This window comes from Ferrovibrio sp. (genome assembly GCF_965278975.1).
Classification (GTDB): Bacteria; Pseudomonadota; Alphaproteobacteria; order Ferrovibrionales; family Ferrovibrionaceae; genus Ferrovibrio.
In genome coordinates, this window is record NZ_OZ257126.1 from 782,408 (window position 1) to 807,820 (window position 25,413).

At 63.6% G+C, this 25,413-nt stretch carries 24 protein-coding genes; 16 read left to right on the forward strand and 8 right to left on the reverse strand.

Annotation, left to right across the window (positions count from 1 at the left end):
- Positions 1-73: 73 nt before the first annotated feature.
- From ACQY7X_RS03740 to ACQY7X_RS03755, 4 genes are read left to right on the forward strand one after another with little or no spacing between them, the layout of a single operon-like run.
- Positions 74-1,066 carry an ABC transporter ATP-binding protein gene (locus ACQY7X_RS03740; protein WP_428248509.1) on the forward strand — a complete coding sequence of 331 codons (993 nt, stop codon included), beginning with the start codon at positions 74-76 and terminating at the stop codon, positions 1,064-1,066.
- A gap of 2 nt (positions 1,067-1,068) precedes the next feature.
- Complete coding sequence (locus tag ACQY7X_RS03745) at positions 1,069-2,748, forward strand: ABC transporter permease subunit (protein WP_428248510.1); 1,680 nt, start codon at positions 1,069-1,071, stop codon at positions 2,746-2,748.
- Between the two features lies 1 nt (position 2,749).
- The gene (locus ACQY7X_RS03750) at positions 2,750-3,517 is read left to right on the forward strand and encodes a DeoR/GlpR family DNA-binding transcription regulator (RefSeq protein ID WP_428248511.1); all 768 of its coding nucleotides are present in this window, start codon (positions 2,750-2,752) and stop codon (positions 3,515-3,517) included.
- Positions 3,518-3,533: 16 nt separating this feature from the next.
- Positions 3,534-4,445: a 3-hydroxyacyl-CoA dehydrogenase NAD-binding domain-containing protein gene (locus ACQY7X_RS03755; RefSeq protein ID WP_428248512.1), complete on the forward strand. Its 912-nt coding sequence runs from the start codon at positions 3,534-3,536 to the stop codon at positions 4,443-4,445.
- Here the strand turns inward: ACQY7X_RS03755 and ACQY7X_RS03760 are convergent.
- Positions 4,429-4,848, reverse strand: a complete 420-nt coding sequence (locus ACQY7X_RS03760; protein WP_428248513.1) for a VOC family protein — start codon at positions 4,846-4,848, stop codon at positions 4,429-4,431. The two genes, ACQY7X_RS03755 and ACQY7X_RS03760, sit on opposite strands and share 17 nt — an antisense overlap.
- Before the next feature lie 255 nt (positions 4,849-5,103).
- Between ACQY7X_RS03760 and ACQY7X_RS03765 the strand changes: the two genes are divergently transcribed.
- The 10 genes from ACQY7X_RS03765 to ACQY7X_RS03810 all read left to right on the forward strand — a co-directional run bounded on the left by ACQY7X_RS03765 (position 5,104) and on the right by ACQY7X_RS03810 (position 16,397).
- A complete protein-coding gene (locus ACQY7X_RS03765; RefSeq protein ID WP_428248514.1) occupies positions 5,104-5,904 on the forward strand; it encodes an ABC transporter ATP-binding protein in 801 nt (266 codons plus the stop codon).
- Positions 5,904-7,826, forward strand: a complete 1,923-nt coding sequence (locus ACQY7X_RS03770) for an AMP-dependent synthetase/ligase (RefSeq protein ID WP_428248515.1) — start codon at positions 5,904-5,906, stop codon at positions 7,824-7,826. The genes ACQY7X_RS03765 and ACQY7X_RS03770 overlap by 1 nt, the downstream gene beginning before the upstream one ends.
- Positions 7,826-8,713 (forward strand): branched-chain amino acid ABC transporter permease, encoded by an 888-nt coding sequence (locus ACQY7X_RS03775; protein ID WP_428248516.1) that lies wholly within the window; start codon positions 7,826-7,828, stop codon positions 8,711-8,713. Before ACQY7X_RS03770 ends, ACQY7X_RS03775 begins: the two co-directional genes overlap by 1 nt.
- A gap of 7 nt (positions 8,714-8,720) precedes the next feature.
- Entirely contained in the window at positions 8,721-9,794 is a 1,074-nt protein-coding gene (locus ACQY7X_RS03780; RefSeq protein ID WP_428248517.1) for a branched-chain amino acid ABC transporter permease, read from the forward strand.
- 33 nt (positions 9,795-9,827) lie between these two features.
- Positions 9,828-11,096 (forward strand): ABC transporter substrate-binding protein, encoded by a 1,269-nt coding sequence (locus ACQY7X_RS03785; protein WP_428248518.1) that lies wholly within the window; start codon positions 9,828-9,830, stop codon positions 11,094-11,096.
- A 60-nt stretch (positions 11,097-11,156) separates the two neighbouring features.
- Positions 11,157-11,948, forward strand: coding sequence for an ABC transporter ATP-binding protein (locus tag ACQY7X_RS03790; protein WP_428248519.1), 792 nt, complete (start codon positions 11,157-11,159; stop codon positions 11,946-11,948).
- Positions 11,949-12,021: 73 nt separating this feature from the next.
- Positions 12,022-13,500 (forward strand): acetyl-CoA carboxylase biotin carboxylase subunit, encoded by a 1,479-nt coding sequence (locus tag ACQY7X_RS03795; protein ID WP_428248520.1) that lies wholly within the window; start codon positions 12,022-12,024, stop codon positions 13,498-13,500.
- Position 13,501: 1 nt separating this feature from the next.
- Positions 13,502-14,005: an acetyl-CoA carboxylase biotin carboxyl carrier protein subunit gene (locus tag ACQY7X_RS03800; RefSeq protein WP_428248521.1), complete on the forward strand. Its 504-nt coding sequence runs from the start codon at positions 13,502-13,504 to the stop codon at positions 14,003-14,005.
- Positions 14,002-15,609: a carboxyl transferase domain-containing protein gene (locus tag ACQY7X_RS03805; RefSeq protein WP_428248522.1), complete on the forward strand. Its 1,608-nt coding sequence runs from the start codon at positions 14,002-14,004 to the stop codon at positions 15,607-15,609. Before ACQY7X_RS03800 ends, ACQY7X_RS03805 begins: the two co-directional genes overlap by 4 nt.
- Before the next feature lie 11 nt (positions 15,610-15,620).
- Positions 15,621-16,397, forward strand: coding sequence for an enoyl-CoA hydratase/isomerase family protein (locus ACQY7X_RS03810; protein WP_428248523.1), 777 nt, complete (start codon positions 15,621-15,623; stop codon positions 16,395-16,397).
- Here ACQY7X_RS03810 and ACQY7X_RS03815 read toward each other — a convergent pair.
- Complete coding sequence (locus ACQY7X_RS03815; protein ID WP_428248524.1) at positions 16,332-17,096, reverse strand: TetR/AcrR family transcriptional regulator; 765 nt, start codon at positions 17,094-17,096, stop codon at positions 16,332-16,334. The two genes, ACQY7X_RS03810 and ACQY7X_RS03815, sit on opposite strands and share 66 nt — an antisense overlap.
- 167 nt (positions 17,097-17,263) lie before the next feature.
- Between ACQY7X_RS03815 and ACQY7X_RS03820 the strand changes: the two genes are divergently transcribed.
- Both ACQY7X_RS03820 and ACQY7X_RS03825 read left to right on the forward strand, forming a co-directional pair.
- Positions 17,264-18,457, forward strand: a complete 1,194-nt coding sequence (locus ACQY7X_RS03820; protein WP_428248525.1) for an acyl-CoA dehydrogenase family protein — start codon at positions 17,264-17,266, stop codon at positions 18,455-18,457.
- A gap of 6 nt (positions 18,458-18,463) precedes the next feature.
- Positions 18,464-19,342, forward strand: coding sequence for an SDR family oxidoreductase (locus ACQY7X_RS03825; RefSeq protein ID WP_428248526.1), 879 nt, complete (start codon positions 18,464-18,466; stop codon positions 19,340-19,342).
- 12 nt (positions 19,343-19,354) lie between these two features.
- On the opposite strand, the gene ACQY7X_RS03830 is transcribed toward ACQY7X_RS03825, so the two are convergent.
- The 6 genes from ACQY7X_RS03830 to ACQY7X_RS03855 all read right to left on the reverse strand — a co-directional run bounded on the left by ACQY7X_RS03830 (position 19,355) and on the right by ACQY7X_RS03855 (position 25,253).
- Positions 19,355-19,642: a DUF1330 domain-containing protein gene (locus ACQY7X_RS03830; protein ID WP_428248527.1), complete on the reverse strand. Its 288-nt coding sequence runs from the start codon at positions 19,640-19,642 to the stop codon at positions 19,355-19,357.
- Positions 19,643-19,674: 32 nt separating this feature from the next.
- Positions 19,675-20,658 (reverse strand): ABC transporter ATP-binding protein, encoded by a 984-nt coding sequence (locus tag ACQY7X_RS03835; RefSeq protein WP_428248528.1) that lies wholly within the window; start codon positions 20,656-20,658, stop codon positions 19,675-19,677.
- Positions 20,655-21,725 carry an ABC transporter ATP-binding protein gene (locus ACQY7X_RS03840; RefSeq protein WP_428248529.1) on the reverse strand — a complete coding sequence of 357 codons (1,071 nt, stop codon included), beginning with the start codon at positions 21,723-21,725 and terminating at the stop codon, positions 20,655-20,657. The genes ACQY7X_RS03835 and ACQY7X_RS03840 overlap by 4 nt, the downstream gene beginning before the upstream one ends.
- On the reverse strand, positions 21,722-22,600 hold the full coding sequence (locus ACQY7X_RS03845) for an ABC transporter permease (protein WP_428248530.1): 879 nt from the start codon (positions 22,598-22,600) through the stop codon (positions 21,722-21,724). Before ACQY7X_RS03845 ends, ACQY7X_RS03840 begins: the two co-directional genes overlap by 4 nt.
- Before the next feature lie 15 nt (positions 22,601-22,615).
- Entirely contained in the window at positions 22,616-23,569 is a 954-nt protein-coding gene (locus ACQY7X_RS03850; RefSeq protein WP_428248531.1) for an ABC transporter permease, read from the reverse strand.
- 67 nt (positions 23,570-23,636) lie between these two features.
- Complete coding sequence (locus ACQY7X_RS03855; RefSeq protein WP_428248532.1) at positions 23,637-25,253, reverse strand: ABC transporter substrate-binding protein; 1,617 nt, start codon at positions 25,251-25,253, stop codon at positions 23,637-23,639.
- Positions 25,254-25,413: the final 160 nt, after the last annotated feature.

Genomic DNA, 25,413 nt, shown 5'->3' on the forward strand with positions numbered 1-25,413 from the left:
TACCCCGGGCGAGCAACTGCCCGGGGTTTTTCTTATCCTCTCAAGCCCAGATTCATCAAACTCAGACTCAATCATGCATCTCGTCATCGACAGCGTGCGCAAAAGCTTCGGCCCGGTGCTGGCGCTGGATAATGTTTCGCTCTCGCTGGAAGAAGGCGAGTTCGTCTGCCTGCTCGGACCATCAGGCTGCGGCAAGACCACGCTGCTGCGGATCATCGCCGGCCTGCTGATGCAGGATTCCGGCACGATGACACTGGCTGGGCGGGATTTGAGCAAAGTGCCGGCGCGGCAGCGCGGCTTTGGTATCGTGTTCCAGAGCTATTCGCTGTTTCCCAACATGACGGTGGCCGACAATATCGGCTATGGCCTGAAACTGCGTGGCACACCGCGGGAGCAGATCAACCGCCGCGTCACTGAATTGCTGGCGCTGATCAAGCTGCCGCAGGTGGCAGAACGTTTTCCCTGGGAGCTTTCCGGCGGACAGCAACAGCGCGTGGCGCTGGCCCGCGCTATCGCCGTCGACCCCAGCCTGCTGCTGCTGGATGAGCCGCTCTCAGCACTGGATGCCAAGGTGCGCGCCGAATTGCGCGAGGAAATCCGCGATGTGCAGCGCCGCCTGAGGATTCCCACCGTGATGGTGACGCATGATCAGGAAGAGGCTTTAAGCCTCGCCGACCGCATCGTCTGCATGAGTCGCGGCCGCATTGAGCAGGCCGGCAGCCCGACCGATCTCTACCTGCATCCGGCCACGCGTTTCGTCGCCGATTTCATGGGCGTGAGCAACCTGATCGAACCCGCCAGGCTGCAATCGGCGCGGCCCGATCTGCTGCAAGGCTGCCCGGGCAATGATCACCTGCTCTGCCTGCGGCCCGAGCATGTAACTTTGCGCCAGGGCAGCTTCGGTACCGTGCTGGCGGTGAGCTTCCTTGGCAATATCACGCGACTGAGGCTCGACACCCCCTTGGGCCAATTGGTGGCCGAGGAGAATGGCCGCTCGCGCTTTGTGCCGGGAGACGGCATCGAAATCGCGGTCGATCCTGCCCGCGCTGCCTGGGTGGCGGCCTGACCATGGCCGCACCGCCGCCGCCTTCGGCACCGGCGCAGGATTCCAGGGACCGGCTGTTCAATATAGCCTGCCTGGTGATTCCAGCCGCCGCCCTGCTGCTGTTCTTCGCCTACCCAATCGCCATGATGGGCTACCGCAGCCTGCTGGAGCCCGATGGTTCGCTTGGCTTCGGCAATTTCGCGCGCATCCTGACTTCGCGCGGCTTCGCCAAGGCGCTGATCAACAGCCTGGTCATGGGCCTGGCGACCACGGCATTGACCGTGCTGCTCGGCCTGCTGGTGGCTTTCGCGCTGCATCGCTGCCGGCTGTGGCTGAAAGCCTTGCTGCTTGGCATCATCTCGCTGCCGATCATCGCACCCTCCCTGGTGCAGGGCCTTGGCCTGATCTTCCTGCTCGGGCGCAACGGCCTGATCAACAAGAGCTTCGGCCTCAATGTCGAAATCTACGGCTTCTGGGGCCTGTTGATCGCCAACACGCTCTATGGCCTGCCGCAGGCAACCATGATCATCGGCGCCGCGCTGCGCCATGCCGATGCGCGGCTATTCGAGGCAGCGGAGGTGATGGGCGCCTCGGGCTGGCGCCGCTTTGTCGATCTGACCTTGCCGAATATCCGCTATGGCCTACTCAGCGCGGTATTCGTGGTGTTCACCGTCACCATCACCGATTTCGGCAACGCCGCCGTGATCGGCGGCGATTACACCGTGCTGGCGATCGAGATCTATAATCAGGTCATCGGCCAGATGAACCTCAATCTCGGCGCCGTGGTCGGCATGCTGCTGCTGCTGCCCACCCTGCTCTCGTTCTATTTCGAGCGGCTGGCCAGCCAGCGGCAATTCGGCACGCAATCGGAAAATGCCGTACCCTACATCCCGCCGAAGGACCCGTGGCGCGACGGCATCGTCGGCGGCCTCGCCTGGCTGGTGGCTTTGCTGCCGCTCACCGTGGTCGGCGTGGTGGTCTATGCCAGCTTCATGCGGCTATGGCCCTATCGCCTCGATTTCACCTGGCGGCATTACGATATCAAGCTGGCCGGCGGCTACGATCCGCTGTGGATCAGCATCGGCATTTCTGCGGCAGCGGCGGCTTTCGGCACGGTATTCCTGCTGCTGCTGGGCGTGGCGCTTAAGCGCATGAGCGGGCCTTTCGCGCGCATCATCTATTTCATCGCCATGCTGCCGGCTGCCGTGCCTGGCCTGGTGCTCGGCCTGGCCTATGTGTTCGCCTTCAACCAGCCCGGCACACCACTGATGCTGCTCTATGGCAGCGCCACCCTGCTGGCGATGTGTAATTTCTACCACTATCACACGCAGGGGTTTGTCACCATGACGACCGGCCTGCGGCAGATTCCGCCGGCACTGGAAGAAGCCGCCACCTGCATCGGTGCTTCCACCTGGCAAGTGGTGCGTGATGTGTATGTGCCTTATACATTGCCGGTGCTGATTTCCGTGTTCTTCTTCCTGTTCATGAGTTCGATGGTGACGCTGTCTGCCGTGATCTTCCTGGTGACGCCGAAGCTGATGCTGGCCGCCGTGACCGTGATGCGCCTGGATGAAGGCGGCTATACCTCGCAGGCCGCCGCCTTCTCCACCGTGATCATGCTGGTGGTGGCCGCTTCGCTGCTGCTGGCACGCGGCGCCGTGTATCTGGCGCAGCGGCGCGCCGGGCTGTCTGGAACACACTGAGATGTGGGCGCAGGAACGCCATCGCCGTATCCAGGGCCTGCTGCACCAGTTCAAGCAGATGTCGGCCGACGATCTGGCGCGCGACCTGGATGTCTCACGCGAGACCATCCGACGCGACCTGTTGGAACTGGAAGGCGCCGGCCTGCTGAAGCGCGTGCATGGCGGCGCCGTACTGCCCGATCCGCCGAGCGAGGCGCCCTTCGCCGACCGCCTGCAGGTGCGACGCAAGGAAAAGCAGGCGATTGCCCGCGCCGCCATCCGCGAGATCAAGCCCGGCCAGGTCTGCTTCGTCGATGCCGGCTCCACCACCGCGATCCTGGCCGCCGAACTTGGCAAGATCGCCGGGCTGACGGTGATCACCAATTCCATCGATGTCGCCGCGACCCTGAACGGCCTGCGCCAGGATGTCACCACCCTGCTGCTGGGTGGCCGGCTGCACAGCGATGTGCCGGGCACCTATGGCGAACTCACTTTAAGCGAGGTCGCGCGCTTCCGCGCCGATGTTGCCCTGCTCTCACCGGTGGGCGTGCATCCCGAACACGGCGCCACCGATTTCGTGCTGCATGAAGCCGAGATCGCCCGCAGCATGATCCAGCAGAGCCAGCGCGTCATCTTCCTGGCCGATCACGCCAAGATCGGCAGCGTCAGCCGCGTTTCGATCTGCCCATGCAGCCGTATCGACATGGTGATCACCGATGCCGGCGCCGACCGGCGGCAGCTTGCAGCCTTGCGCCAGGCCGGCTTAGGCGAAACAATCCTCGCCGATTGAACGGCGGAGGCAACCTGTGTCCCATATTGCGATTATCGGCGGCGGCCTGATCGGCGCGAGCTGGGTCGCCCTGTTCCTGGCCCATGGCGCCAGCGTCGTGGCCTGGGACCCGATAGCGGCGATGCGGCAGAGCTTCGCCAAGCGCACCGAGGCGATGCGCCGGCAGTTGCGCCCACTGGGCCTCAAGGCCAAGGGCGAGTTGCGCGTCGTGGCGACACTGGCCGAGGCTGTACAAGGCGCTGCCTGGATCCAGGAGAATGCGCCCGAGCAGATACCGCTGAAACGCGCGCTCTATGCCGAGATCGAGGCACTGAATGGCAAGGCATTGATTGCCTCATCCACTTCGTCCTTCCAATGGTCGGAACTCGCCGCCGGGATGCAGCGGCCAAACCGGTTGGTGGTGGCGCATCCGTTCAATCCGCCGCATCTGGTGCCGCTGGTGGAAATCTATGGCCGCACCAAGGCCGCCGTGGATCAGGCTTTTGCCTTCTATGAAGGCTTTGGTAAGGCACCGATCCGTATCCGCCGCGAAGCCGCCGGCCATGTCGCCAACCGGCTGGCCTCGGCACTGTGGCGCGAAGCGGTGAATATCGTCGCCGAGGGCATCGCCGACGTGGCGGACGTGGACAAGGCGCTGGTGGAAGGGCCGGGCCTGCGCTGGGCGATCCAGGGCGCGCATATGACCTACCATCTCGGCGGCGGCAGCGGCGGCCTCAAGCATTACCTGGAGCATCTCGGCCAGAGCCAGGAAAAGCGCTGGCGCTCGCTTGGTTCACCCCGTCTGGACGCCGCCACCAAGCGCAAGCTGGTGCAGGGCATTGCGAAGGAGAGCCAAGGCCGCAGCATCGAGCAGCTTGCCGCCGAGCGCGATGCCATGCTGCTGGCATTGCTCAAGCTCAAGCGTCCGCCAGTTAAGCGCCAAAAGTAACGTAGCCCTCCGGGCTGATCGGCCAGGCCGGATTCCAGGCAATTTCCCAGGCATGGCCATCGGGATCGGCCACATAGCCGCAATAGCCGCCATGCGGTGGCGCCAGCGCCGGCCTGAGCAGGCTGCCGCCGGCCTGGACCAGCGCCCGCATCAACGGCTCGACCGCTTCACGGCTGGTCACGTTATGCGCCAGCGACATGCCGCCGGGTGCTGCCGCCTGCCGCCCGCTATCGGCGGCCAGCGCCGAGGCCAGCCAGGTGCCGAGCATCAGGCCGTTCATCTGGTAGAAAACGATCTCATCATTCTGGAATACCGGCTGCCAGCCGAAACCGGCGGTATAGAAATGCCGCGAGCGCGCCAGGTCGGCGATACCAAGGGTGATCACGGAAATCTGCTGCTGCATGGGCCTCGTCCTTGCCTGCCCCAGTTAGGACGCCTCGCCTGCTTGCGGCAAGGGGTGGTGAAGTCTGTTCCGGGCCAGAGAGCGTGATTGACTCCGCCTAATGAATGACATTCAATAAGCCCAATCGAGGCTCGGCCAGAGACATGAGTCGGCCCATAGGAGGAAACGGATGCGGCGCGCGACAGGCGAGCCCATCGGCCAGGGCGTAGCTGCGTCCGGCCGGCAGGGGATTTTCACGACAGGCAAGGCAGCTTGATGAGCGGCGACCGCGTATTGGAATGTCGTGGCATCGAACGCTCTTTCGGCGGCCTTAAGGCGCTGAAGGGTGTGGACCTGCATGTCGATCGCGGCGAGATTTTCGGCCTGGTCGGCCCCAATGGCTCGGGCAAGACCACCATGGTCAATGTGGTGACCGGCTTCTACCCGCCCAATGCCGGCAGCGTGCAGCTATTCGGCCAGGATATCACCGCGATCAAGCCGCATCGCGTGGCGGGCCTGGGCGTTGCCCGCACCTTCCAGAATCTGGCGCTGTTCCGCGGCATGAGCGTGCTGGACAATATCCTGCTGGGCCGCCATGTGCGCATGCGGCCCAGTGCGCTGGCCTCGCTGTTCTACTGGGTATGGGCGGCACGCGAGGAGCACGAGCATCGCCGCGCGGCGGAAGACGTGATCGATTTCATGCAGTTGCAGGATATCCGCGACGAGCCGGTGGAAACCATTCCGATGGGCCTGCAAAAGCGCGTGGAACTAGCGCGCGCCCTGGTCGCCGAGCCGCGCTTCCTGATCCTGGACGAGCCGATGGCCGGCATGAACCAGGAAGAGAAGGAATATATTGCCCGCTTCATCCTGGATGCGCGCGAGGAACGCGGCGTCACCATCCTGCTGATCGAGCATCACATGGATGTGGTGACCGCGATCTGCGACCGCATCGTGGTGTTGAGCTATGGCGAGATCATCGCCGAAGGCGAACCCAATGCCGCCATCGCCAAGCCCGAGGTGGTATCTGCCTATCTCGGCAAACGCGCCGCCGCCCGTGTTGCGGCCGGGGGCCACTGATGAACGCGGCTCATTTGCAGGATAGCCTGGCTCCCAGTACCTTGGTCGGTGCCTTGGCGCATAACGCCATGCGCTATCCCAACCGCATTGCCTTCCGCGAGCGCGACCACGGCATCTGGCAGGAATTCACCTGGCCGCAGGCGCGCGATGAAGTGCTGGCCCTGGCTGCCGGTTTCGAAGAACTGGGCGTCGAGCCCGGCCATGCGGTGATCGTGGTCGGCGACAACCGCGCCAACCTGTATTTCTCCATGCTGGCGGCAAATGTGCTGCGCGCCTTCCCTTCGCCGATCTATCCCGACGTGCCGGTGGATGAACTCGATACCTTCACCCGCTTTGGCTCACCGGCCCTGGCGGTAGCCGAGGACCAGGAGCAGGTCGACAAGCTGATGGGCCTGCGCGAGCGCACCGGCCGGCCGCAGGTGATCCTGTTCGACGATCCGCGCGGCCTCGGCCACCAGCGGCCCGAAGGCGTGCTGGCATTGCAGGAAGTGGCCGAGAAGGGCCGCGCGCGGCTGAAAGCGGAAGCCGGTCTCGCCGAGAACCTGCTGCTGCGCGCACAGCCCGACGATATTTCCGTGCTGCTCTATTCATCCGGCACCACCGGCCTGCCCAAGGGCATCCCGCTGCGGCACCGCAATGTGGTCGGCGGCATCGATAACGCCGCCAAAGGCGGCTATTTCCGCCAGCATGAGGAATTATTCGCCTACCTGCCCACCGCCTGGGTCGGCGATTTCGTGTTCACGCTTGGCGCCGGCCTGCTGATGACGGCAACGATCAATATTCCCGAGCGCCAGGAAACCGTGCTGAGCGATATCCGCGCCGTGGCGCCGACCTTCTACCTCGCCGCGCCGCGCGCCTGGGACAACATGCTGACCCGGGTGCAGGTCGGCATGGCCGATTCAACGCCGCTGAAACGCTGGCTGTTCGACGCCTTCATGCCCCATGCCATCAAGGTGGAACAAGGCCGCATGAATGGCCAGGAGCCGAGCCTGCTCGACCGCCTGAAGCTGGGCCTGGGCGAAATCTTCGTCTATGGCCCGATCAAGGATTATCTCGGCCTCACTCGTGCCGAACGCGCCTTCACCGGCGGCGAGGCGATGGGTGAGGATACCTTTCTGTTCTTCCGCGCACTTGGCATCAAGCTGAAGCAGTTCTACGGCCAGACCGAAACCGCTGCCCTTTCGGCGGCGCAGACCGAAGGTAGCGTGAAGTTGCAGACCGTTGGCAAGCCGATGCCGGGCGTCGATATCCGCATCGACGAAAGCGGCGAAATCCTGATCCGTTCGGCTTCGGTGATCGACGGCTATGTCGATGATCCGGTGGCAACCGAGAAGGCATTGCAGGATGGCTGGCTGCGCACCGGCGATGCCGGTTATCTGGATGAAGACGGCCATCTGGCCGTGCTCGGCCGCGTCAGCGAGGTGGTGCGCACGGCGGCAGGCGAGCGCTACATCCCGAACTACATCGAGAACCGGCTGAAATTCAGCCAGTATGTGCGCAATGTAGCGATCCTCGGCGCTGGCCGGGATTATCTCACGGCCATCGTCTGCATCGACCTCGAAGCCGTTGGCCACTGGGCCGAGAAGCGTTCAATCACCTATACCTCCTATGCCGAGCTGTCGCAGAAGCCGGAAGTGCTGGAACTGATCCAGGGCGTCATCGCACATGTGAATTCGCTGCAGCCCGAGGCGTTGCGCATCCGCCGCTTCGTGAATCTGCACAAGGATTTCGACGCCGATGACGGCGAAATCACCCGTACCCGCAAGCTGCGCCGCAACACCATCGAGGAACGTTACGGCAAGCTGATCGAGGCGCTGTATGCGGGTGTGAAGGACGTGACCTTCGAAGCCGAGATCACCTACGAGGATGGCTCGAAGGGCAAACTGAGCCGCGTGCTCGCCATTCGTGAGGGTGCGGCCTGATGGATTACCTGCTGATCCTGGAACTCGGCGTCAACGGCGTTTTCGTCGGCCTGATGTATGCGCTTGTCGCCCTCGGGATGGTGCTGATCTACAAGACCTCCGGCATCGCCAACCTGGCCCAGGGCGCGCTGGCGATGACCGGCGCCTATATGGCATGGGTGGTTTCCGGCCCGCTCGGCATCCCGATCTGGCTCGCCGTGCCGGTGGCGATTGTCGGCATGTTCGGCGTTGGCGCCGCCACCGAACGCCTGGCTTTGCGCCGCATGATCGGCCAGCCGGTGATCATGGCGATCATGCTGACGCTGGGCATCGAAATCATGCTGCGCGGCCTGCTGCCGGGCATGGCAGGTGTGGCGGTGAAGCGCCTGGATATCGGCATCCCGGGTTCGCCGCTATTCCTGGGCGATATCCTGATCAACCGCTCCACCATGATCGGCGGTGCGGTATCGCTGGTGATGATCCTGGTATCGCTGCTGCTGTTCAATTCGCGCCTCGGCGTGGTGATGCGCGCGGTTTCCGATGATCAGACTGCTTCCTGGGCCGTTGGCATCCGCGTCGAACGCGCCATCGCCATTTCCTGGGGCCTTGCCGCCGCCAGCGCCACTGTCGCCGGTGTGATGTGGGGTGCTACGCAAGGCGTCGACTGGTCGCTGTCGCTGCTGCTGATCAAAGCGCTGGCCATCGCCATTCTTGGCGGCCTCGATTCCATCCCGGGTGTGCTGATCGCCGGTCTGATCGTCGGCGTGGCGGAAAGCGTCGCCACCGGCGTGCTTGATCCGCTGGTTGGCGGTGGTACCCGCGATGTCGTCGCCTCCGTGATCATCCTGCTCACCCTGCTGCTGAAGCCGCACGGCCTGTTTGGCCGCGAGCATATCGAACGGATCTGAGGGCCAGATGTTTTACCGCCGCTCCGGCATCCGCTTCACCACCTACAACGCCGAACGCCAGATCTGGCCGCTGCCGCTGGACCGCCGCCTTGCCGGCTTCATGCTGCTGCTGGGCCTGGCCGCGCCCTTCCTGGTCGACCGCCTCTACCTGGTCGGCTACCTGCTGCCCTGGATCATCTGGTCCACGGCGGCACTGGGCCTGAACATGCTGATGGGTGTAGCCGGTCAGGTGCATCTTGGCTATGGCGCGGTCATCGGCATCGGCGCCTATGCCTCGGTGCATGCGGTGCGTGCCGGCGTGCCGTTCGAGCTTGCCATGCTGCTGGGTGGTGTGGTTTCCGCCAGCATCGGCGTGGTGTTCGGCGCCGCCGCCCTGCGCGTGAAGGGCCTCTATCTCGCCATGGCCACCCTGGCGATGCAGTATATCGTCGATTTCGTCATCTCCCATGTGCCGGCAATCAGCGGCGGCAGCCAGGCCTCCATCACCGTGCCGCCGATCACCTTCCTCGGCATCGCCGTTCAGGGCGACCGGGCAGTGTATTATCTGGCCCTGGCGATCTGCGTCATCGTCACGCTGTTCATGCTCAACCTGCGCCGCACCAGCCTGGGCCGTGCGCTCGCCGCCGTGCGCGAGAAGGATTACGCAGCCGAAGTGATCGGCGTCGATACCTTCCGCTTCAAGCTGCTGGCCTTCTGGGTTTCGTCCTTCATCGGCGGTGTGGTCGGCGCCGTGCTGGCAGTGTGTTATTTCCGCCAGATTTCGCCCGAGCAGTTCCATATCGAACTCTCGATCCAGCTTATCGCCATGGTGATCGTCGGTGGCATGGGCAGCGTGCTGGGCAGCTTCTTCGGCGCCGCGCTGATCCTGTTCGCCCCCATCGTGCTGAACAACCTGATCGGTACGCTGGCGACCAGCTTTGCCTGGCAGCTCAGCGCCGATCTGCGCGCCCATCTGCCGCTGATGCTCTATGGCGCCATGATTGTCGGCTTCCTGCTCTGGGAGCCGCTCGGCCTGGCCAAGATCTACAACAATATCCGCAACTATTTCCTGGTATGGCCGTTCCGCCATGCCCAACGCTGAAGTGTCCAACGAAAAACGCAGGAGAGAACGCCCATGACCATCAATGTCGATCGTCGCACCCTGTTGACCGGCGCTGGTGCCGCCGCACTGCTGGCCGCGCAGCCGGTCAAACTGGCCTTCGGCCAGGACAAGACCATCCGCTTCCTGATGACCCAGGACTTCACCAAGGTCTATACCTTCGTGACGGCCGAATACAGCCAGGGCCAGCGCGACTACATGACGCTGATCAATGAGCGCGGCGGCATCAACGGCTACAAGATCGTTGCCGAAGTGACCGATCACGGCAACGATCTGCCGCGCGCCATCGAAGCCTATGAGCGCGCCAAGGGCCAGGGCATGCTGCTGGTCGATCCGCTCTCCACACCGGTGGCCCGCGCCCTGGTGCCGCGCGTGCTGGCCGACAAGGTCAACATGGTGACCGCCTTCTCCGGCCGCTCGGACGCCGCCGACGGCACCGTGTTCCCCTATATCTTCCCGCTCTCGCCCAATTACTGGACGCAGATGGGCCTGATCCTGGATTACGCCAACAAGCAGGATGGCGGCCTGAAGGGCAAGAAGATCGCCTATGTGCATATCGACACGCCGTTCGGCAAGGAACCGCTGCCGATCCTGGAAGCCCTGCGCGACAAGCTCGGCTTCGAGCTGCTGCCCTTCCCCTACACCCCGCCGGGCAACGACCAGTCGGCGATCTGGCCGCAGGTGCGGCGCGCGCGCCCGGATTGGGTGATCTTCTGGGGTGCCGGCGTGGGCCAGACCGTGGCACTGACCGAAGCCATCCGCAACGGCATCCGCATGGACCGCATGTGCTCGTCGGTGTGGATCTCCGAGTCCGACATGGACGTGGCCGGCCGCGATGCCGCCAAGGGCGTGATGAAGGTGGATCCCTGCGTGCTCGGCCGCGAGCCGAAGCCGATCCAGGACATCCTCAAGAGCGTGGTTTCCGCCGGCAAGGGCGCTGGCCCGGAAAACAAGGTTGGCACCGTCTATTACAATTACGGCGTCATGATCATGGCCACCATTCTCGAAGGCGTGAAGCAGGCCTTCGCACTGGCGCCGAACGGCCCGGTGAACGGCCCCTGGCTGAATGCCGGCCTGCAGGCGATCAAGGGCTTCACTGCGGAAGGCATGATGCCCTCCACCACGGTGACCGCCGCCGATCACCAGGGCGGCGGCATGGGCCGCATCTCGCAGTGGGATGGCAAGGGCTTCAAGCCGGTGACTGACTGGTTCTCCGCCAATCAGGATGTGGTCTGGGCCGAGATCAAGAAGTACTCGTCCGAGTTCGCTAAGAGCGGCAAGTGATGTGATGGGGCTGGCGCGGCAGTTAATGCTGCCGCGCCACTCCTTCCCGGAGTGACTGAAATGGCCTTGCTGGCGCTGAACAATGTCGAGGTGGTTTACGACCAGGTGTTCCTGGCGGTGAAGGGCATTTCCATCGAGGTGCCGGAAGGCGGCCTGGTCGCCCTGCTCGGCGCCAACGGTGCCGGCAAGAGCACCGTGCTCAAGACCGTCAGCGGCCTGCTGAAGCCCGAACGCGGCGAAGTGACCCGCGGCGACGTTACCTTCATGGGCCAGGATATTCTCAAGACCGATGCGCCGGAGCGTGTGCGCAAGGGCATCGTGCATTGCCTGGAAGGCCGCCGTGTATTCGGCCACCTGACGCCGGCGGAAAACCTGATCGCCGCCACTTCCATGCACCGGGATCGCGCCCGGGTGCGCGACCTGCTGGAGCGCATGTTCGATCTGTTCCCGCGCCTGCGCGACCGCGCCAAAGCCAAGGCCGGCTATCTTTCCGGCGGCGAGCAGCAGATGCTGGCGATTGCCCGCGCGCTGATGACCGAGCCGAAACTGATCATGCTGGATGAACCCAGCCTGGGCCTGGCGCCCTATCTGGTGGATGAAATCTTCGACATCATCCGCCGCATCAACACCGAACAGAAGGTAGCCGTGCTGCTGGTGGAGCAGAATGCCGCCGCCGCGCTGGACGTGGCGCAGACCGCCTACCTGATCGAGAATGGCCGCGTGGTGATGAACGGCACGGCTGACGTGCTGCGCGCCAATCCCGATGTGCAGGACGCCTATCTCGGTGGCGTCGCCAAGGTCGATTATCACGCCGTAAAACATTACCGCCGACGCAAACGCTGGCTGGCCTGACGGAGCGCGCCATGAATCTGGTGAGCTTTTACACACAGTTAATGAACCGAATTCATTACGAGGGAGGGCAGCCATGACCCTGTTTCCCGCCGTGCTGGTTGCCAATCGCGGCGAGATTGCCTGCCGCGTCATCCGCACATTGCAGCGCCTCGGTATCCGCGCCGTCGCGGTCTATCATTTCGAGGATCGCAAGGCGCCGCATGTGGCGCTGGCCGATGCCGCCATCGAACTCACCGGCGCGGTGCCTACCGCCGCCTATCTCGATGGCGCGCAGATCATCGCTGCTGCCCAATCGCAGGGAGCCACGGCGATTCATCCCGGCTACGGCTTCCTCTCGGAAAATGCCGGCTTCGCTTCAGCCGTTGCCGAAGCCGGCCTGAGCTTCATCGGCCCGGATGCGGCCAGCATGCATCTAATGGGCGACAAGATCCGCTCGCGCGACTATGCCCGCGACCAGGGCGTGCCGGTGGCGCCCAGCCTGGATCTTTCCGGCGACGCCACCGCCATCGCCGCACAGGCGGCGAAGGTCGGCTATCCGCTGCTGATCAAGGCTTCGGCCGGCGGCGGCGGCAAGGGCATGAAGATCGTGCGTGGCCCGGATGAACTGGCCGAAGCCGCCAGCCTGGCCGCCAGCGAGGCCAAACGCTATTTCGGCGATGGCCGCGTCTATGCCGAGAAGCTGGTGCAGATGCCGCGCCATATCGAAGTGCAGGTACTGGGTGACGGCCAGGGCAATGTGCTGCATTTCGGCGAGCGCGAATGTTCGCTGCAACGCCGCTATCAGAAGATCGTGGAAGAAGCACCAGCCCCCAACCTGCCGGACGCCCTGCGCAACAAGATTTGCGATGCCGCCGTGAAGCTGGCGGCGGCCGCGAAATACCGCAATGCCGGCACGGTGGAATTCATTCTCGGCAGCGACGGTGAGTTCTATTTCCTGGAAATGAATACCCGCCTTCAGGTCGAGCATCCGGTGACGGAAGCGGTCTATGGCGTCGATCTGGTGGAGCAGCAGTTGCGTGTTGCCGCCGGCCTGCCACTGCCCTGCAAGCAGCATGAACTGCGCCGCCAGGGCCATGCCATCGAAGTGCGGCTTTGCGCCGAGGAGCCGGAGCGCGATTTCCGCCCGGCTGTCGGCCGCATCGGCCTGCTGCGGATTCCGGCAGGCGCTGGCCTGCGCTGGGATGGCGGTATCACCGAAGGCCAGGCGGTGACGCCGGCCTTCGATTCCATGCTGGCCAAGATGATCGCCTATGGTGGCAGCCGCGACGAAGCCGCCACACGGCTACACAAGGGCCTGGAGGAACTGGCCCTGCTCGGCGTCAACCACAATGGCGATTACCTGACCCGCATCCTGGCGCACCCGGAATTCCTCGCAGGACGACTGCATACCGGCTTCCTGACCGAGCAGGCCGCCTCCTTGGCCGCTCCGCCACTCACATCCGAAACCGAGCAGGCCGCCATCATCGCCGCAGCACTCGGCACCGAGGATATCCGCCATGCGCTGCTCGGCACGCCGGAACCCCATGCCAGCATCGGCGCCTGGAGGAATTGAGATGAGCTACCGTTTCGACCTTGCCGGCAAGGAACTCGACCTCGCTGTGCTGGCGCGCCGCCCCAACCTGCTTTTCGCTCTGGGTGGACAGAATGTCAGCACGGAAGAGCAAGCCGCTGACAGCGGCGCCTTCGCACTCGAAATCGATGGCCGCCGCATCACCGGCTGGCGCCTGGTGGTGGGCGACGACATCTATCTGCGCATCGCCGGCCGCAACCTGCATCTGCGGCGCCTGCAAGAAGGTGGCGATGCCGGCGGCAGTGGCGCCGGCGGCAACGACATCATGGCCGAGATGCCCGGCACGGTGATCAGCCTGCATGCCGCCGTGGGCCAGGAAGTGGCCGAGGGCGACAAGTTGCTGGTGATCGAGAGCATGAAACTGCAGATGAGCATCACGGCACATCGTGCCGGACGCATCGCCAAAGTGCATGTGGCCGAGAATGCCACGTTCGACCGTGGCGCTGTCTTGATCAGCTTTGCCAAAGATGAAGGGGGGGCATCATGAGCGTGCTGAAATCCGCCATCCGCACCAATGATGAGGAGTTTCGCCTGCGCTATGCCGCGAACCGGAAACTGGCGCAGGAACTACACGAACGTCAGCAGGCTGCGCGCCATGACCGCCCGGCGCGTGACCTGCAACGCATGGCCGGCCATGGCAAACTGCTGCCGCGCCAGCGACTGGAAAAGCTGCTTGATCCGGGTACGCCATTCCTGGAGCTTTCGACGCTTGCCGGCAACATGGCCGGCGAAGGCGCCTCCCCCAGTGCAAGCTGCATCACCGGCATCGGCATCGTGGCTGGCCGCGAGGTGATGATCCACGCCGATGATTCCACGGTGAAGGGCGGGGCTTGGTATCCGCTCACGGTGAAGAAGATCGTGCGTTGCCTGGAAATCGCCCTGGAGAACCACCTGCCGGTGGTGCATCTCTGCGATTCCGCCGGTGGCTTCCTGCAATTGCAGTCGGATGTATTCCCCGACAAGCATATGGCCGGTCGCATCTTCCGTAACCAGTCCCTGCTCAGCAAACGCGGCATCAAGCAGTTGGCTCTGGTATTCGGCCATTGCACTGCCGGCGGCGCCTATATCCCGGCCTTGAGTGATTACAATGTGATCGTGCGCGGCACGGGCGCGGTGTTCCTCGCCGGTCCGCCGCTGGTGAAGGCCGCTACCGGTGCCATCGTCTCCGCCGATGATCTCGGCGGTGCCGATCTGCATACCCGCACCTCAGGCACCTGCGACTATCCCGCAGCGAGTGAACTCGATGCCATCCGCATCGGCCGCGAGATCGTGGCGCAATGGGAACCGACACGAAAAACGCCGATTGCCATGGCCAGCGCCGATGCGCCGCTTTACGACCCGGATGAGCTTTACGGCATCCTGCCCGACAGCATCAAGAAAAGCTTCGACATGCGCGAGGTGATCGCGCGCCTGGTTGATGGCAGCCGCTTCCACGAATACCAGCCGAATTACGGCCCCACTCTCGTCTGCGGCTATGCCAGCATCTGGGGCCATCGCATCGGCATCCTGGCAAACAATGGCGTGCTGTTCAACGACAGCACCCTGAAGGGCGCGCATTTCATCGAGCTGTGCAATCAGAACAACACGCCGATGCTGTTCCTGCAGAACATCACCGGCTACATGGTCGGCCAGACCTACGAGGCCGCCGGCATCACCAAGGATGGCGCCAAGATGATCATGGCCCAGGCCTGCAGCCATGTGCCGAAATTCACCGTGATGTGCCATGCCTCTTTCGGTGCCGGCAATTACGGCATGTGTGGCCGCGCCTTTGATTCGCGCCTCCTGTTTTCCTGGCCGAACCACCAGATCGGGGTGATGGGCGGCGAGCAGGCCGCCAACACGCTGGCGGAAGTGAAGCTGCGCCAGCTTGAGCGCGATGGCATCGCCTATGGCCCGGAGGATCTGGCCCGGGTGCGCGAGGAAACCCTGCAGGCCTACCAGCAACAGCTTTCCGCCTACCATTCCACCTCCGAGCTTTGGGATGATGGCCTGCTTGATCCGGTGGACACGCGCAACGCGCTGGGCATCAGTATCGCCGCCGCGCTGAACGCGCCCTTCGGCGAACCCGGTTATGGCGTGCTGCGGCTTTGAGGGAGGCGGCAATGAACGGCCAGCGAATCAATCTCAGCATCACGGATGGCATTGCCCGCCTGGTGATGGCCGGTGCAGCGCGGCGCAATGCCGTTGACCTGCAATGGTGCCGGGAATTCTCCGAAGCCGCCATTGCCTGCGCCGCCGATGATTCCATCAAGCTGGTGGTGATCTCAGCGGAGGGCGATTTCTTCAGTGTCGGTGGCGACATCGACAACTTCATCGCCAACCGCACGCATCTGCGGCCGCATGTGCTGGAAATGGCCAGCCTGTTTCATCTTGGCATCATGCGGCTGCATCAGGGACCGGCACCGGTGATCTCGGCGGTGAACGGCATGGCGGCGGGTGGCGGCTTCAGCATCGCCATCCTGGCCGATATCGTGCTGGCCAAGCGCTCGGCGCGTTTCGTCGCGGCCTATACCAGTTCCGGCCTCTCGCCTGATGGCGGCCTCACCTACAACCTGCCGCGTATTGTCGGCGCGCGGCGTGCCTTCGAGTTGATGGCACTGAACCCGGTACTTTCCGCCGACCAAGCATTGGAACTGGGCCTGGTTACCCGGGTGTTCGAGGATGCCAGCTTCGAAGCCAATGTCGAAACTGTTGTGCAGCAAGTGGCGGCGATGCCGGCCGGCGCGCTGCCCGCCTTGAAGAAGCTGATGGCCAGCAGCCTGGATAATACCTTGCAGCAGCAGCTTGACCGTGAGGCCGAGAGCGTCGCCCGCCTAGCGGCGTCGCCGGCGACCCTCGACGTGCTCGACGCTTTCCTGCGCCGGCGCAACAAGCGATAGGGTGTTGAGCTTGCTCACCGCCGCATCCAGCCGCTGCAACGCCACATCAAGCGGTGCTTCCTGGGCCGATGTCTGAGCCGGACTCGCCGCCAGGCCGCGATACACCAGATCGGTGATGGAATCCGCCACCGCCTCGATATCAAAACCGCCCTCGCCGCGCAGGAAGGCCCAGGTGTGATGTTCGACGCAGCCATAGATCAGATCACGCACCAGGCCCGGCGGCACATCGCTGCGGAATTCTCCGCTCTGCATCGCGTCGCGCACCACCGCCGTGGCCCGCGCCGTGTAGCGCCGGTTCAGGGTGTAGATCGTGGTCTTGCGGTATTGCGGGTCGGGGCGGAATTCCAGGAACACCAGGCTGGAAAGGCCCGGCTCGTCATGCAGCGCCTTGAGATGATGCCAGATGATGTAGCGCAGCCGGTTGCGGATGCCGGTGACGGAGGCCAGCAGATGGCTGTCCTCCTCGATCATGCCGCTATACCAATCCTCGATCACCCGCACCAGCAGCGCGCGCTTGTTCTGGAAATAGCGGTAGATCGAACCTTCCACCACGCCGGCCCGCTCGGCGATTTCGGAGATCGACGCGGCCTCGTAACCGCGCAGCCGGAACACCGTGCGCGCGGCTTCCAGAATATCGGCCTCGCGCCGCTCGCGCGGCAAGCGGCTGGCTCTCTTGCGTGTCGTCCCGGTCCTCGCCATGACCATGATCTAGCCCTCTGCCGGGCCATTGGTCAACGATTTAAGCGAACGCGGTTCATCAGGCCGGATTGCCACCCTGCCGCCACCTTGCTGGCATTGACAGGGCAAAGGAGCGCGTTTCTAATGAACGCAATTCATCATAACGCGCCAAGCGAAAGCCGGGAAACATGACCACCACCTTGCCGAATGCCGCCGCCCAGTTCGCGCTCTCAGCAGACCAGAGCGCCGTGCTCGATGCCGCCGACCGCTATGCCAAAGCGGAGCTGTATCCACTTTCCGCACGCATGGACAATGAGGAATGGTGGCCGGCGGATGCCTTTGCCAAACTGGGCAAGGCCGGCTATTTCGGCATCACCGTCGATCCTGAATTCGGCGGCGTTGGCGCCGATCTGATGACCAGCGGCCTGATCCTGCAAGCCTTCTCACGCTGGAACCACGCCCTGGCGCTGAGCTGGGTGGCGCATGAGAATCTCTGCCTCAACAATATCTACCGCAATGCCAATGATGCGCAGCGCCGCAAATACCTGCCGGGCCTCTGCGATGGCAGCCTGACCGGCACGCTGGGGCTCACCGAGCCGGGCGCAGGCTCGGATGCACTTGGCTCGATGCGCACTACGGCGCGCCGCGACGGCGATCATTATGTGCTGAATGGCGGCAAAATCTATATCACCAACGGCCCGGTCGCCGATGTGCTGCTGGTCTATGCCAAGACCAACCCGAGCGCCGGCGCCCATGGCATCTCGGCTTTCATCGTGGAGAAGGATTATCCCGGCTTCCGCGTGGCGCAGAAGCTGGTGAAGATGGGTTTCCGCGGCAGCCAGACCGCCGAGCTGGTATTCGACGAATGCCGTGTGCCGGCGGAGAATATGGTCGGCGGCGAGAATCGCGGCGTCGGCGTGGTGATGAGCGGCCTCGATCTTGAGCGTGCCATGATCGCGCCGATCTGCCTCGGCATTGCCGAACGCGCGCTGGAAATCAGCATCGACTATGCCCGCACCCGCAAGCAGTTCGGCAAGGCCATCGCCGAATTCCAGATGGTGCAGAGCCGCGTGGCGGAAATGTATGTGATGGTGGAAACCATGCGCAGCTTCACCTACCGCGTGCTGATGGAAGCCAATGAACTGGAAGTCGGCGGCGGCGGCCGTGGCAGCATCCATGCACTGACCGCCGCTTCGGTGATGTATGCCGCCGATACCATGAACCGCGTGCTGGATCATGCCGTACAGATCCATGGCGGCAGCGGCTATATCTGGGAAGCCGAGATCAACCGCCTGTTCCGCTCCACCAAACTGCTGGAAATCGGCGCCGGCACCACCGAGGTGCGCAAGCTGATCATCGCCGGCGAAATCCTGAAAAGCTGAGCCGCAATGACCGACGAGGCCCCGCTCCGCCTGTCCGACGACGACCTCGCGGCGCATCCGACCAATCTGGCTGCCGGCAGCCTGGCCGGCCGCACCCTGCTGGTTACCGGCGGCGGCGGCGGCATCGGTCGCGCCACGGCCTGGCTGGCGGCGCGGCTGGGCGCGCGTGTGGCGATCGCCGGACGGCGGCTGGAACGACTGGAGCCGGCGGCAGCGGCAATGCAGGCGCGTGGCTTCGATTGCCTGGCTTTGGCCGTGGATATCCGCCAGCGCGACAGCGTGGAGACGATGTTCGACCAGGCGGCCAGCCATTGGGGTACGCCGCCTGACCTGCTGGTGAATTCCGCCGGCGGGCAATTCCCGCAAGCCGCTATCGACTACAGCGAAAAAGGCTGGCGCGCGGTGATCGACACCAATTTGACCGGCACGTTCAACGCCATGCAGACCGCTGCACGGCGCTGGCGCGATGCGCAGCGGCAGGGCAGCATTGTCACCATCGTGGTATCGCCGCGTGGTTTACACAATGTGGCCCACACCGTGGCAGCGCGGGCCGGTGTGAAGGCCTTTTCGGAAGCGGTGGCGGTGGAATGGGCGCCGCTTGGCATCCGCGTCAACTGCATTGCGCCCGGCACCATCCGCTCGGAAGGCTGGCAGGTCTACCAGCCGCATGTGCGCAAGCGCTATGAGAACGTCAACCCGATGCGGATGGCCGGCAGCCCGTGGCAGGTCGCGGAAGCGGTGCTGTTCGTCGGCGGCCCGGCCGGCGGCTTCATCACCGGCGAGACCATCGAGATCAGTGGCGGCGGCAATCTCTGGGGCGAGACCTGGACCACCGACAAGCCGCAATGGTTCCGCGAAGCGACGCGGGTGGTTGATCCGGATTAAATCCGCTTCAGGTCAGATGCCGGGCACCAGCAGGAAATCACCCTTGGCGGCATTGGCACGCGCAGCGCGGGCCTTGGCATAGAGTTCGCCATCATAGAAAGCCTTGGCGGCTTCCGTGCTGGGGAATTCGAGCACCACGACGCGGCGGCCATCATGCTTGCCTTCCAGCACATCGACAGCCCCGCCACGCACCAGATACTTGCCGCCGCCGGCAGCGATGGCGCCGGGCGCAAGCTGCTTGTAACGCTCATAGGCTTCGGTGTCGGTCACGTCGATGAAAGCAAGAATATAGGCAGCCATGGTTTCCTCCGATTTATCGCCGGAGGTTAGCGCTATTCGGCGGCCTGGGCCAGCTTGAGACAGCGCGCCCAATGCTCCAGCCCCAATTGGACCGGCTCGGGTTGGGTGCTACCGCAGCCCTCGTCGGCCTGCTTGCAGCGCGGCGCGAAAGCACAGCCCGGCGGCAGTTTGGCCAGATCGGGCGGTGCGCCGGGAATGGCATCCAGCCGTGCGCCTTTCATGGCACCATGCGCGCGGAACGCCAGCAGGCCCCTGGTATAGGGATGGCTGGGATTGCGAATCACGTCGCGCACCGGGCCGGTCTCGACGATGCGGCCGGCATACATCACCGCGATACGATCCGCCACCTCCACCGCCACGCCGATGTCATGGGTCACCAGGATCACCGAGAGGCCGAGTTCGCGCTGCAACTCGCGCAGCAGCAGCAGAATCTGAATCTGCACCGTGGCATCCAATGCCGTGGTCGGCTCGTCGGCCAGCAGCACCTGTGGATTGCAGGCCAGCGCCAGGGCGATCATGGCGCGCTGGCGCATACCACCCGACATTTCATGCGGAAAGGCCTTCAGGCGGCGTTCCGGCGATGGAATCCTCACCCGCTTCAACGCCTCCAGCGCCCGCTTCTCAGCATCCTCGCGGCTCACCTTCGGCTCATGCTTGCGGATCGCCTCGGAAATCTGCTGGCCCACGGCGTAGACCGGATCGAGTGCCAGCAAAGGTTCCTGGAAGATCATCGACACGGTCTTGCCGCGAAACCCGGTCAGCGCCGCACCCTTCAACGCCATCACATCCTGGCCCAGCACGGTCAGGCCGCCACTGATACGAGTGCGTTTCTCGGGATGCAGCCGCAGCAGCGAGCGCAGGGTGACGCTCTTGCCCGAGCCGGATTCACCGAGCAACGCCACCACCTCGCCGCGCTTCACCTGCAGATTGACCCCATTCACCGCATTCACCGCTCCACGCCCGCCAGTGAAGGTAACGGTGAGATCACGGATATCGACAACGGCTTCGGTGTTCATGCCGCCACCTCGATTGCTGCCGCCTGGGGATGGCCGCTGCCTGCCTGACGTGCCAGGCAGGCGCTTTCGTGCAGCTCAGCTACATTGGCCAGATTCGGCACGATGCTTGTGCAGACATCGGCAGCGATGCGACAGCGGGTATGGAAGCGGCAGCCCGGCGGCGGATCGATCGGATTCGGTGGATCGCCATAAAGCGGTGCTTCCATGGTGCGGTTGTCCGGGTCCATCGCCGGCATGGAATTGAGCAGAGCTGCCGTATAGGGATGGCTCGGCGCCGCGAACAGGCTCTCCGAGGGGCCGATTTCAGCCACCTTGCCGAGATACATCACCATCACGCGATCGGAAATGAAGTTCACCACGTTGAGATCGTGCGAGATGAAGATGTAGGTGAGGCCGAAAGCATCCTTGAGATCGAGCAACAGGTTCAGCACCTGGGCTTCGACCGACTTGTCCAGCGCCGAGACCGCTTCATCCAGGATCACCAGGCGCGGCTCCAGGGCCAGGGCGCGGGCGATATTCACGCGCTGGCGCTGGCCACCGGAAAGCTCATGCGGATAACGGCCCGCGAAACGGCGCGGTTCCAGGCCGACGCGGTTGAGCAGATCATGCCCGCGCGCCAGGGCTTCCCGGCGCGACACACCATGCACCTGGGGCGCGAAAGCGATCGAGTCCTCGATGGTCAGGCGTGGGTTCAGCGAGGCGTAGCTGTCCTGAAACACCATCTGGGTCTGGCGCCGGAAATCCGTCAGCGCCAGTTCCTCGCCCAATGCCTCACCGTCAAACACGATACGGCCGGCATCCGGCTCGATCAGATGCATCAGCAGCCGGGCAGTAGTGGATTTGCCGCAGCCGCTTTCACCGACGATACCAAGCGTTTCGCCCTTCATCAGGTCGAAATCTACGCCATCGACGGCGCGCACAACGGTCTTGTTACGCCCGAACAAACCTTTTCCAACCGGGAAATGCTTGATCAGGCCACGCACGCTCAGCAGTGGCTGGCGCGGGCCACCGCGATCCTCGGGATGATGCAGGGCATCTGCCTGGGTCAGTTCCGGCTGATCGGTCATGCGCGCACATCCATCGCCGAACGCAGCGAGTCGGAGAACATGTTGAACGAGATCGACGTGATAAAGATCATCACGCCAGGCAAGGCCGCCACCATCGGATTGACATAGATCGCGGTACGCAACGTGTTCAGCATAAGGCCCCATTCCGGCTCAGGCGGCCGCACGCCAAGGCCGAGGAAGCTCAAACCGGAAGCCAGGATCATCGCCACCGAGATCAGACTGGTGGAGTAGACGAAGATCGGACTCAGCACATTGCCGAGCACATGCACACGCACGATAGTGAAGCCACCGGCCCCCGAGGCACGCGCCGCTTCCACATAATCGCGGTTGCGCACCTGCGTGGTGACGCTTTCCGCCACCCGGGCAATCGGCGGGATGAATACGATGGTGAGCGAGACCAGCGCATTGGTGAGGCCAGCACCCAATGCACCAGAGAGCGCCACGGCGAGCAGCACCGAAGGGAAAGCATAGAAAACATCAATGGTGCGCATGATCGCGGTGTTGATCTTGCCGCCGACAAAGCCGGCGAAAATCCCGAGGCTGGAGCCCAGCACGAAGGCCATCAGCACCGGTGTGACCCCCATGAACAGCGACAGCCTTGCGCCATAAATCAGGCGCGAAAGCATATCGCGGCCCAGCTCGTCGGCGCCAAGCGGGAAACCGGGCGTGCCGATAGGCCGCAGGCGACGCAACATTGAACCACGAAACGGATCAGCCGGTGCGATCAGCGGCGCGAGAATCGCCATCAGCACCAGCGCCACGATCACGCCCAGCGCCACCATTGCCACCGGATCGCGCATCAGCCGGCGTGCCACGCCGCGCCAATAGCCTTCCGAAACTTCTATGGGCTGCACCTTCGCACCGGAATCGATCACCCCCACCGCCACGATTCAGCCTCGCTGGATACGCGGATCGAAGGCTGTCTGCAGCACATCGACCAGCAGGTTGAGCAGCACGAAGAACATCGCCAGCACCAGGATGGTGCCTTGCAGCAGCGGCAGATCACGCTGGAAGATGGCGAGATTGAGCAGGAAGCCGGTGCCTGGCCAGGCGAACACGGTCTCGATCAGGATCGAACCGCCAAGCAGATAGCCAAGCTGCAGGCCCATCACAGCAAGCGCCGTAGGCGCGGCATTCTTCACCACATGGCGGAATATGCCGCCATCGCCCAGGCCCTTGGCGGCCAGGGCCTGCACAAAATCCTGCGACAGTATATCCGCCACCAAGGCCCGGATCGTGCGCGCCACCACACCCATCGGAATCACCGACATGGTGACGGCGGGCAGGATCAGGTAGCGGATATGCTCCCAATCCCATTTCCATTCGCTGGAGCCACCGGGGCCGGCGCCGGTGGAGGGCAGCCAGTTGAGCTGCACCGAGAAGAAGATCACCAGCACCATGCCGAGCCAGTAATGCGGCACGCTGACACCGAGTACGGAAAGTGCCGAAGCGATGCGGTCGAGCGGCGAATTGCGGAAATAGCCAGCGACGAAACCGAACAGGCAGCCGAAGAAGAAACCGATCATGGTGGCGACCATGGCCAGCATCAGAGTGTTGCTGACCGCGCGCATCACTTCCGTGAGCACCGGCCGGCCCGAAGCGATTGAGTTGCCCAGATCACCGATCAACACCTTGCCGAGCCAGATGAAATACTGCACCGGCAACGGCTTGTCGAAACCATAGAAGGCCCGCATCTGCGCCTGCACTTCGGCTGAGGCATCGGTGGGCAACACGGCGGTAAGCGGATCGCCCGGCGTGATATGCACGAGCAGGAAGCAGACGATGCTGACGCCGAAAGCCACGGGCAGCACATAAAGCAGTCGCTTCAGGGCAAAGAGCAGCATGGATACTCCTGCGTGGGGCGCATTTTCCCTGTGGCGGCTGGTATTCCAGCCGCCACAGGGTGGAGGCTTACTTGGTCATGGTGATCGGGGTGAGATCCTGGAACCAGTTCTGCGCCTGAACGAAGCCCTTCACCTTGCTGGTCATGGCGCGCGGATTCACGTCATGGGTCACCATCAGGAAGATGGCGTCATCAACGTATTTCTCGTGCACCTTCTGCATCACCTTGGTCTGCTCCGCCGGATCGAAGGTGGTGCGCAGCTGATCAAACAGCTTGTCCATGTCCGGGTCGCAGTAATGGCCCCAGTTGGTGCCGGCCGGCGGCGCGAAATTGCACTGCAGGTGACGGATCACACCGGTGAACGGATCCTGGATGAAGTACGTGTAGTTCATCGCCGTGCCGCCACGCGAACTCTCATGCTTCGAGCCGGCACGCCAGATGTTGATCAGCGTGTTCCACTCCACCACTTCGAAATCGACCTGGATGCCGATTTCGGCGAGGTTCTGCTGCACGAATTCATTCATCGGCAGCGGCAGCATCTGGCCCGAACCCGAGGGCGAGATCAGCACTTTGGTCTTCAGCGGCTTGGCCTTGGAATAGCCGGCCTCGGCCATCAGCTTGCTGGCGGCCGCCACGTCATACTTCAGCTTGAAAGTCGGGTTGCCAAACCACTGGTGGCCCGGCGGATAGAAGCCTTCGGCTGGAATCATCAGGCCGCCAAGCAGTTCCTTCAGGCCCTGGCGATCCACCGCCAGATTGGCCGCCTTGCGCACGCGGATATCGTTCCAGGGCGAGCCTTCGGCGCGCGAGAGATGCCAGGTCCAGTTATGCGGATAGGCATTGGTGACGATGGTGAAGCCGGCATTCTTCAACGACGGCACGGCATCCGGGGCCGGCGATTCAATCCAGTCGACCTGACCCGAACGCAAAGCGGCGACGCGGGCATTCGGCTCCGGCAGCGGCAGCAGCACCAGCTTGTCCAGCTTCGGCACCCGCTTCTTGTCCCAGTAGTCCGGATTCGGCACCAGTTCGGCACGCTCACGCGGCACGAAGGCTGCCAGTTTCCACGGGCCGGTACCCGACGGGGTCTTGGCGAATTCATCCCAGCTCTTGCCAACCTTCTCCCACTGCGCCGGCGAGGAGAACATGATCCAGGCCAGCTGATAGGGCAGCGTCGCGTCCGGTGACTTGGTGATGATTTCCAGGGTGTACTTGTCCACCGCCTTGTAGCTGGCGATGGCGGGAATACGCGAGCGGCCTTGAGCCGACTGGCGCGGATCAAATTGCGGCGCGTCCTTGTTCAGCAGCTTTTCGAAATTCCACACCGCGGATTCGGCGGTGAATTCGCTGCCATCGTGGAACTTCGCCCCCTGACGAATCTTGAAGGTCCACTTGGTCTTGTCGGTGGCATCCACCTTCCAGCTCTCGGCCAGGCCAGGCGCGATGTCGGAGGGCTTATCAAAGCTGGAGAGATCCCAGTTGATCAGCGAGTCATAGACCGTGTAGCCCATGAACCGCATGCCCTCGCCACCATTATCGGTCTGGCCGGTGGTGAGCGGAATGTCGGATGCGGTCATGCCGATGCGCAAGGTGCCCTGGGCGAAGGCGCCAGTGGCGACAAGGCCAGTCAGTGCCGTGGCGGCAACGAGGCTGAACATGCGGGAGAAGGAGGTTGGGCGGGCCATGGAAGGATCCTGCAGTGGATGGTGTTTGCTGCATCGCAAACTCCATGCCACGGAACTGATACGCGGGATTCCAAGGAGATGCGGGGGACGCGAAGCCATCGGCACACAAACAACCCAGCGCCAGCCTATTTATTGGGCAGCAACACGCCTTCATATACCT

Excerpts from the sequence above, each read along its gene's own strand:
- ACQY7X_RS03830 (WP_428248527.1), bottom strand. The coding sequence starts at position 19,642 with ATGGCTGCCTATATTCTTGCTTTCATCGACGTGACCGACACCGAAGCC.
- ACQY7X_RS03760 (WP_428248513.1), bottom strand. The coding sequence starts at position 4,848 with ATGCAGCAGCAGATTTCCGTGATCACCCTTGGTATCGCCGACCTGGCG.
- ACQY7X_RS03770 (WP_428248515.1), top strand. The coding sequence starts at position 5,904 with ATGAACGCGGCTCATTTGCAGGATAGCCTGGCTCCCAGTACCTTGGTC.
- ACQY7X_RS03740 (WP_428248509.1), top strand. The coding sequence starts at position 74 with ATGCATCTCGTCATCGACAGCGTGCGCAAAAGCTTCGGCCCGGTGCTG.
- ACQY7X_RS03850 (WP_428248531.1), bottom strand. The coding sequence starts at position 23,569 with ATGCTGCTCTTTGCCCTGAAGCGACTGCTTTATGTGCTGCCCGTGGCT.
- ACQY7X_RS03775 (WP_428248516.1), top strand. The coding sequence starts at position 7,826 with ATGGATTACCTGCTGATCCTGGAACTCGGCGTCAACGGCGTTTTCGTC.
- ACQY7X_RS03765 (WP_428248514.1), top strand. The coding sequence starts at position 5,104 with ATGAGCGGCGACCGCGTATTGGAATGTCGTGGCATCGAACGCTCTTTC.
- ACQY7X_RS03800 (WP_428248521.1), top strand. The coding sequence starts at position 13,502 with ATGAGCTACCGTTTCGACCTTGCCGGCAAGGAACTCGACCTCGCTGTG.
- ACQY7X_RS03840 (WP_428248529.1), bottom strand. The coding sequence starts at position 21,725 with ATGACCGATCAGCCGGAACTGACCCAGGCAGATGCCCTGCATCATCCC.
- ACQY7X_RS03795 (WP_428248520.1), top strand. The coding sequence starts at position 12,022 with ATGACCCTGTTTCCCGCCGTGCTGGTTGCCAATCGCGGCGAGATTGCC.
- ACQY7X_RS03825 (WP_428248526.1), top strand. The coding sequence starts at position 18,464 with ATGACCGACGAGGCCCCGCTCCGCCTGTCCGACGACGACCTCGCGGCG.
- ACQY7X_RS03745 (WP_428248510.1), top strand. The coding sequence starts at position 1,069 with ATGGCCGCACCGCCGCCGCCTTCGGCACCGGCGCAGGATTCCAGGGAC.
- ACQY7X_RS03815 (WP_428248524.1), bottom strand. The coding sequence starts at position 17,096 with ATGGCGAGGACCGGGACGACACGCAAGAGAGCCAGCCGCTTGCCGCGC.
- ACQY7X_RS03750 (WP_428248511.1), top strand. The coding sequence starts at position 2,750 with ATGTGGGCGCAGGAACGCCATCGCCGTATCCAGGGCCTGCTGCACCAG.
- ACQY7X_RS03810 (WP_428248523.1), top strand. The coding sequence starts at position 15,621 with ATGAACGGCCAGCGAATCAATCTCAGCATCACGGATGGCATTGCCCGC.
- ACQY7X_RS03835 (WP_428248528.1), bottom strand. The coding sequence starts at position 20,658 with ATGAACACCGAAGCCGTTGTCGATATCCGTGATCTCACCGTTACCTTC.
- ACQY7X_RS03785 (WP_428248518.1), top strand. The coding sequence starts at position 9,828 with ATGACCATCAATGTCGATCGTCGCACCCTGTTGACCGGCGCTGGTGCC.
- ACQY7X_RS03820 (WP_428248525.1), top strand. The coding sequence starts at position 17,264 with ATGACCACCACCTTGCCGAATGCCGCCGCCCAGTTCGCGCTCTCAGCA.
- ACQY7X_RS03855 (WP_428248532.1), bottom strand. The coding sequence starts at position 25,253 with ATGGCCCGCCCAACCTCCTTCTCCCGCATGTTCAGCCTCGTTGCCGCC.
- ACQY7X_RS03780 (WP_428248517.1), top strand. The coding sequence starts at position 8,721 with ATGTTTTACCGCCGCTCCGGCATCCGCTTCACCACCTACAACGCCGAA.
- ACQY7X_RS03805 (WP_428248522.1), top strand. The coding sequence starts at position 14,002 with ATGAGCGTGCTGAAATCCGCCATCCGCACCAATGATGAGGAGTTTCGC.
- ACQY7X_RS03790 (WP_428248519.1), top strand. The coding sequence starts at position 11,157 with ATGGCCTTGCTGGCGCTGAACAATGTCGAGGTGGTTTACGACCAGGTG.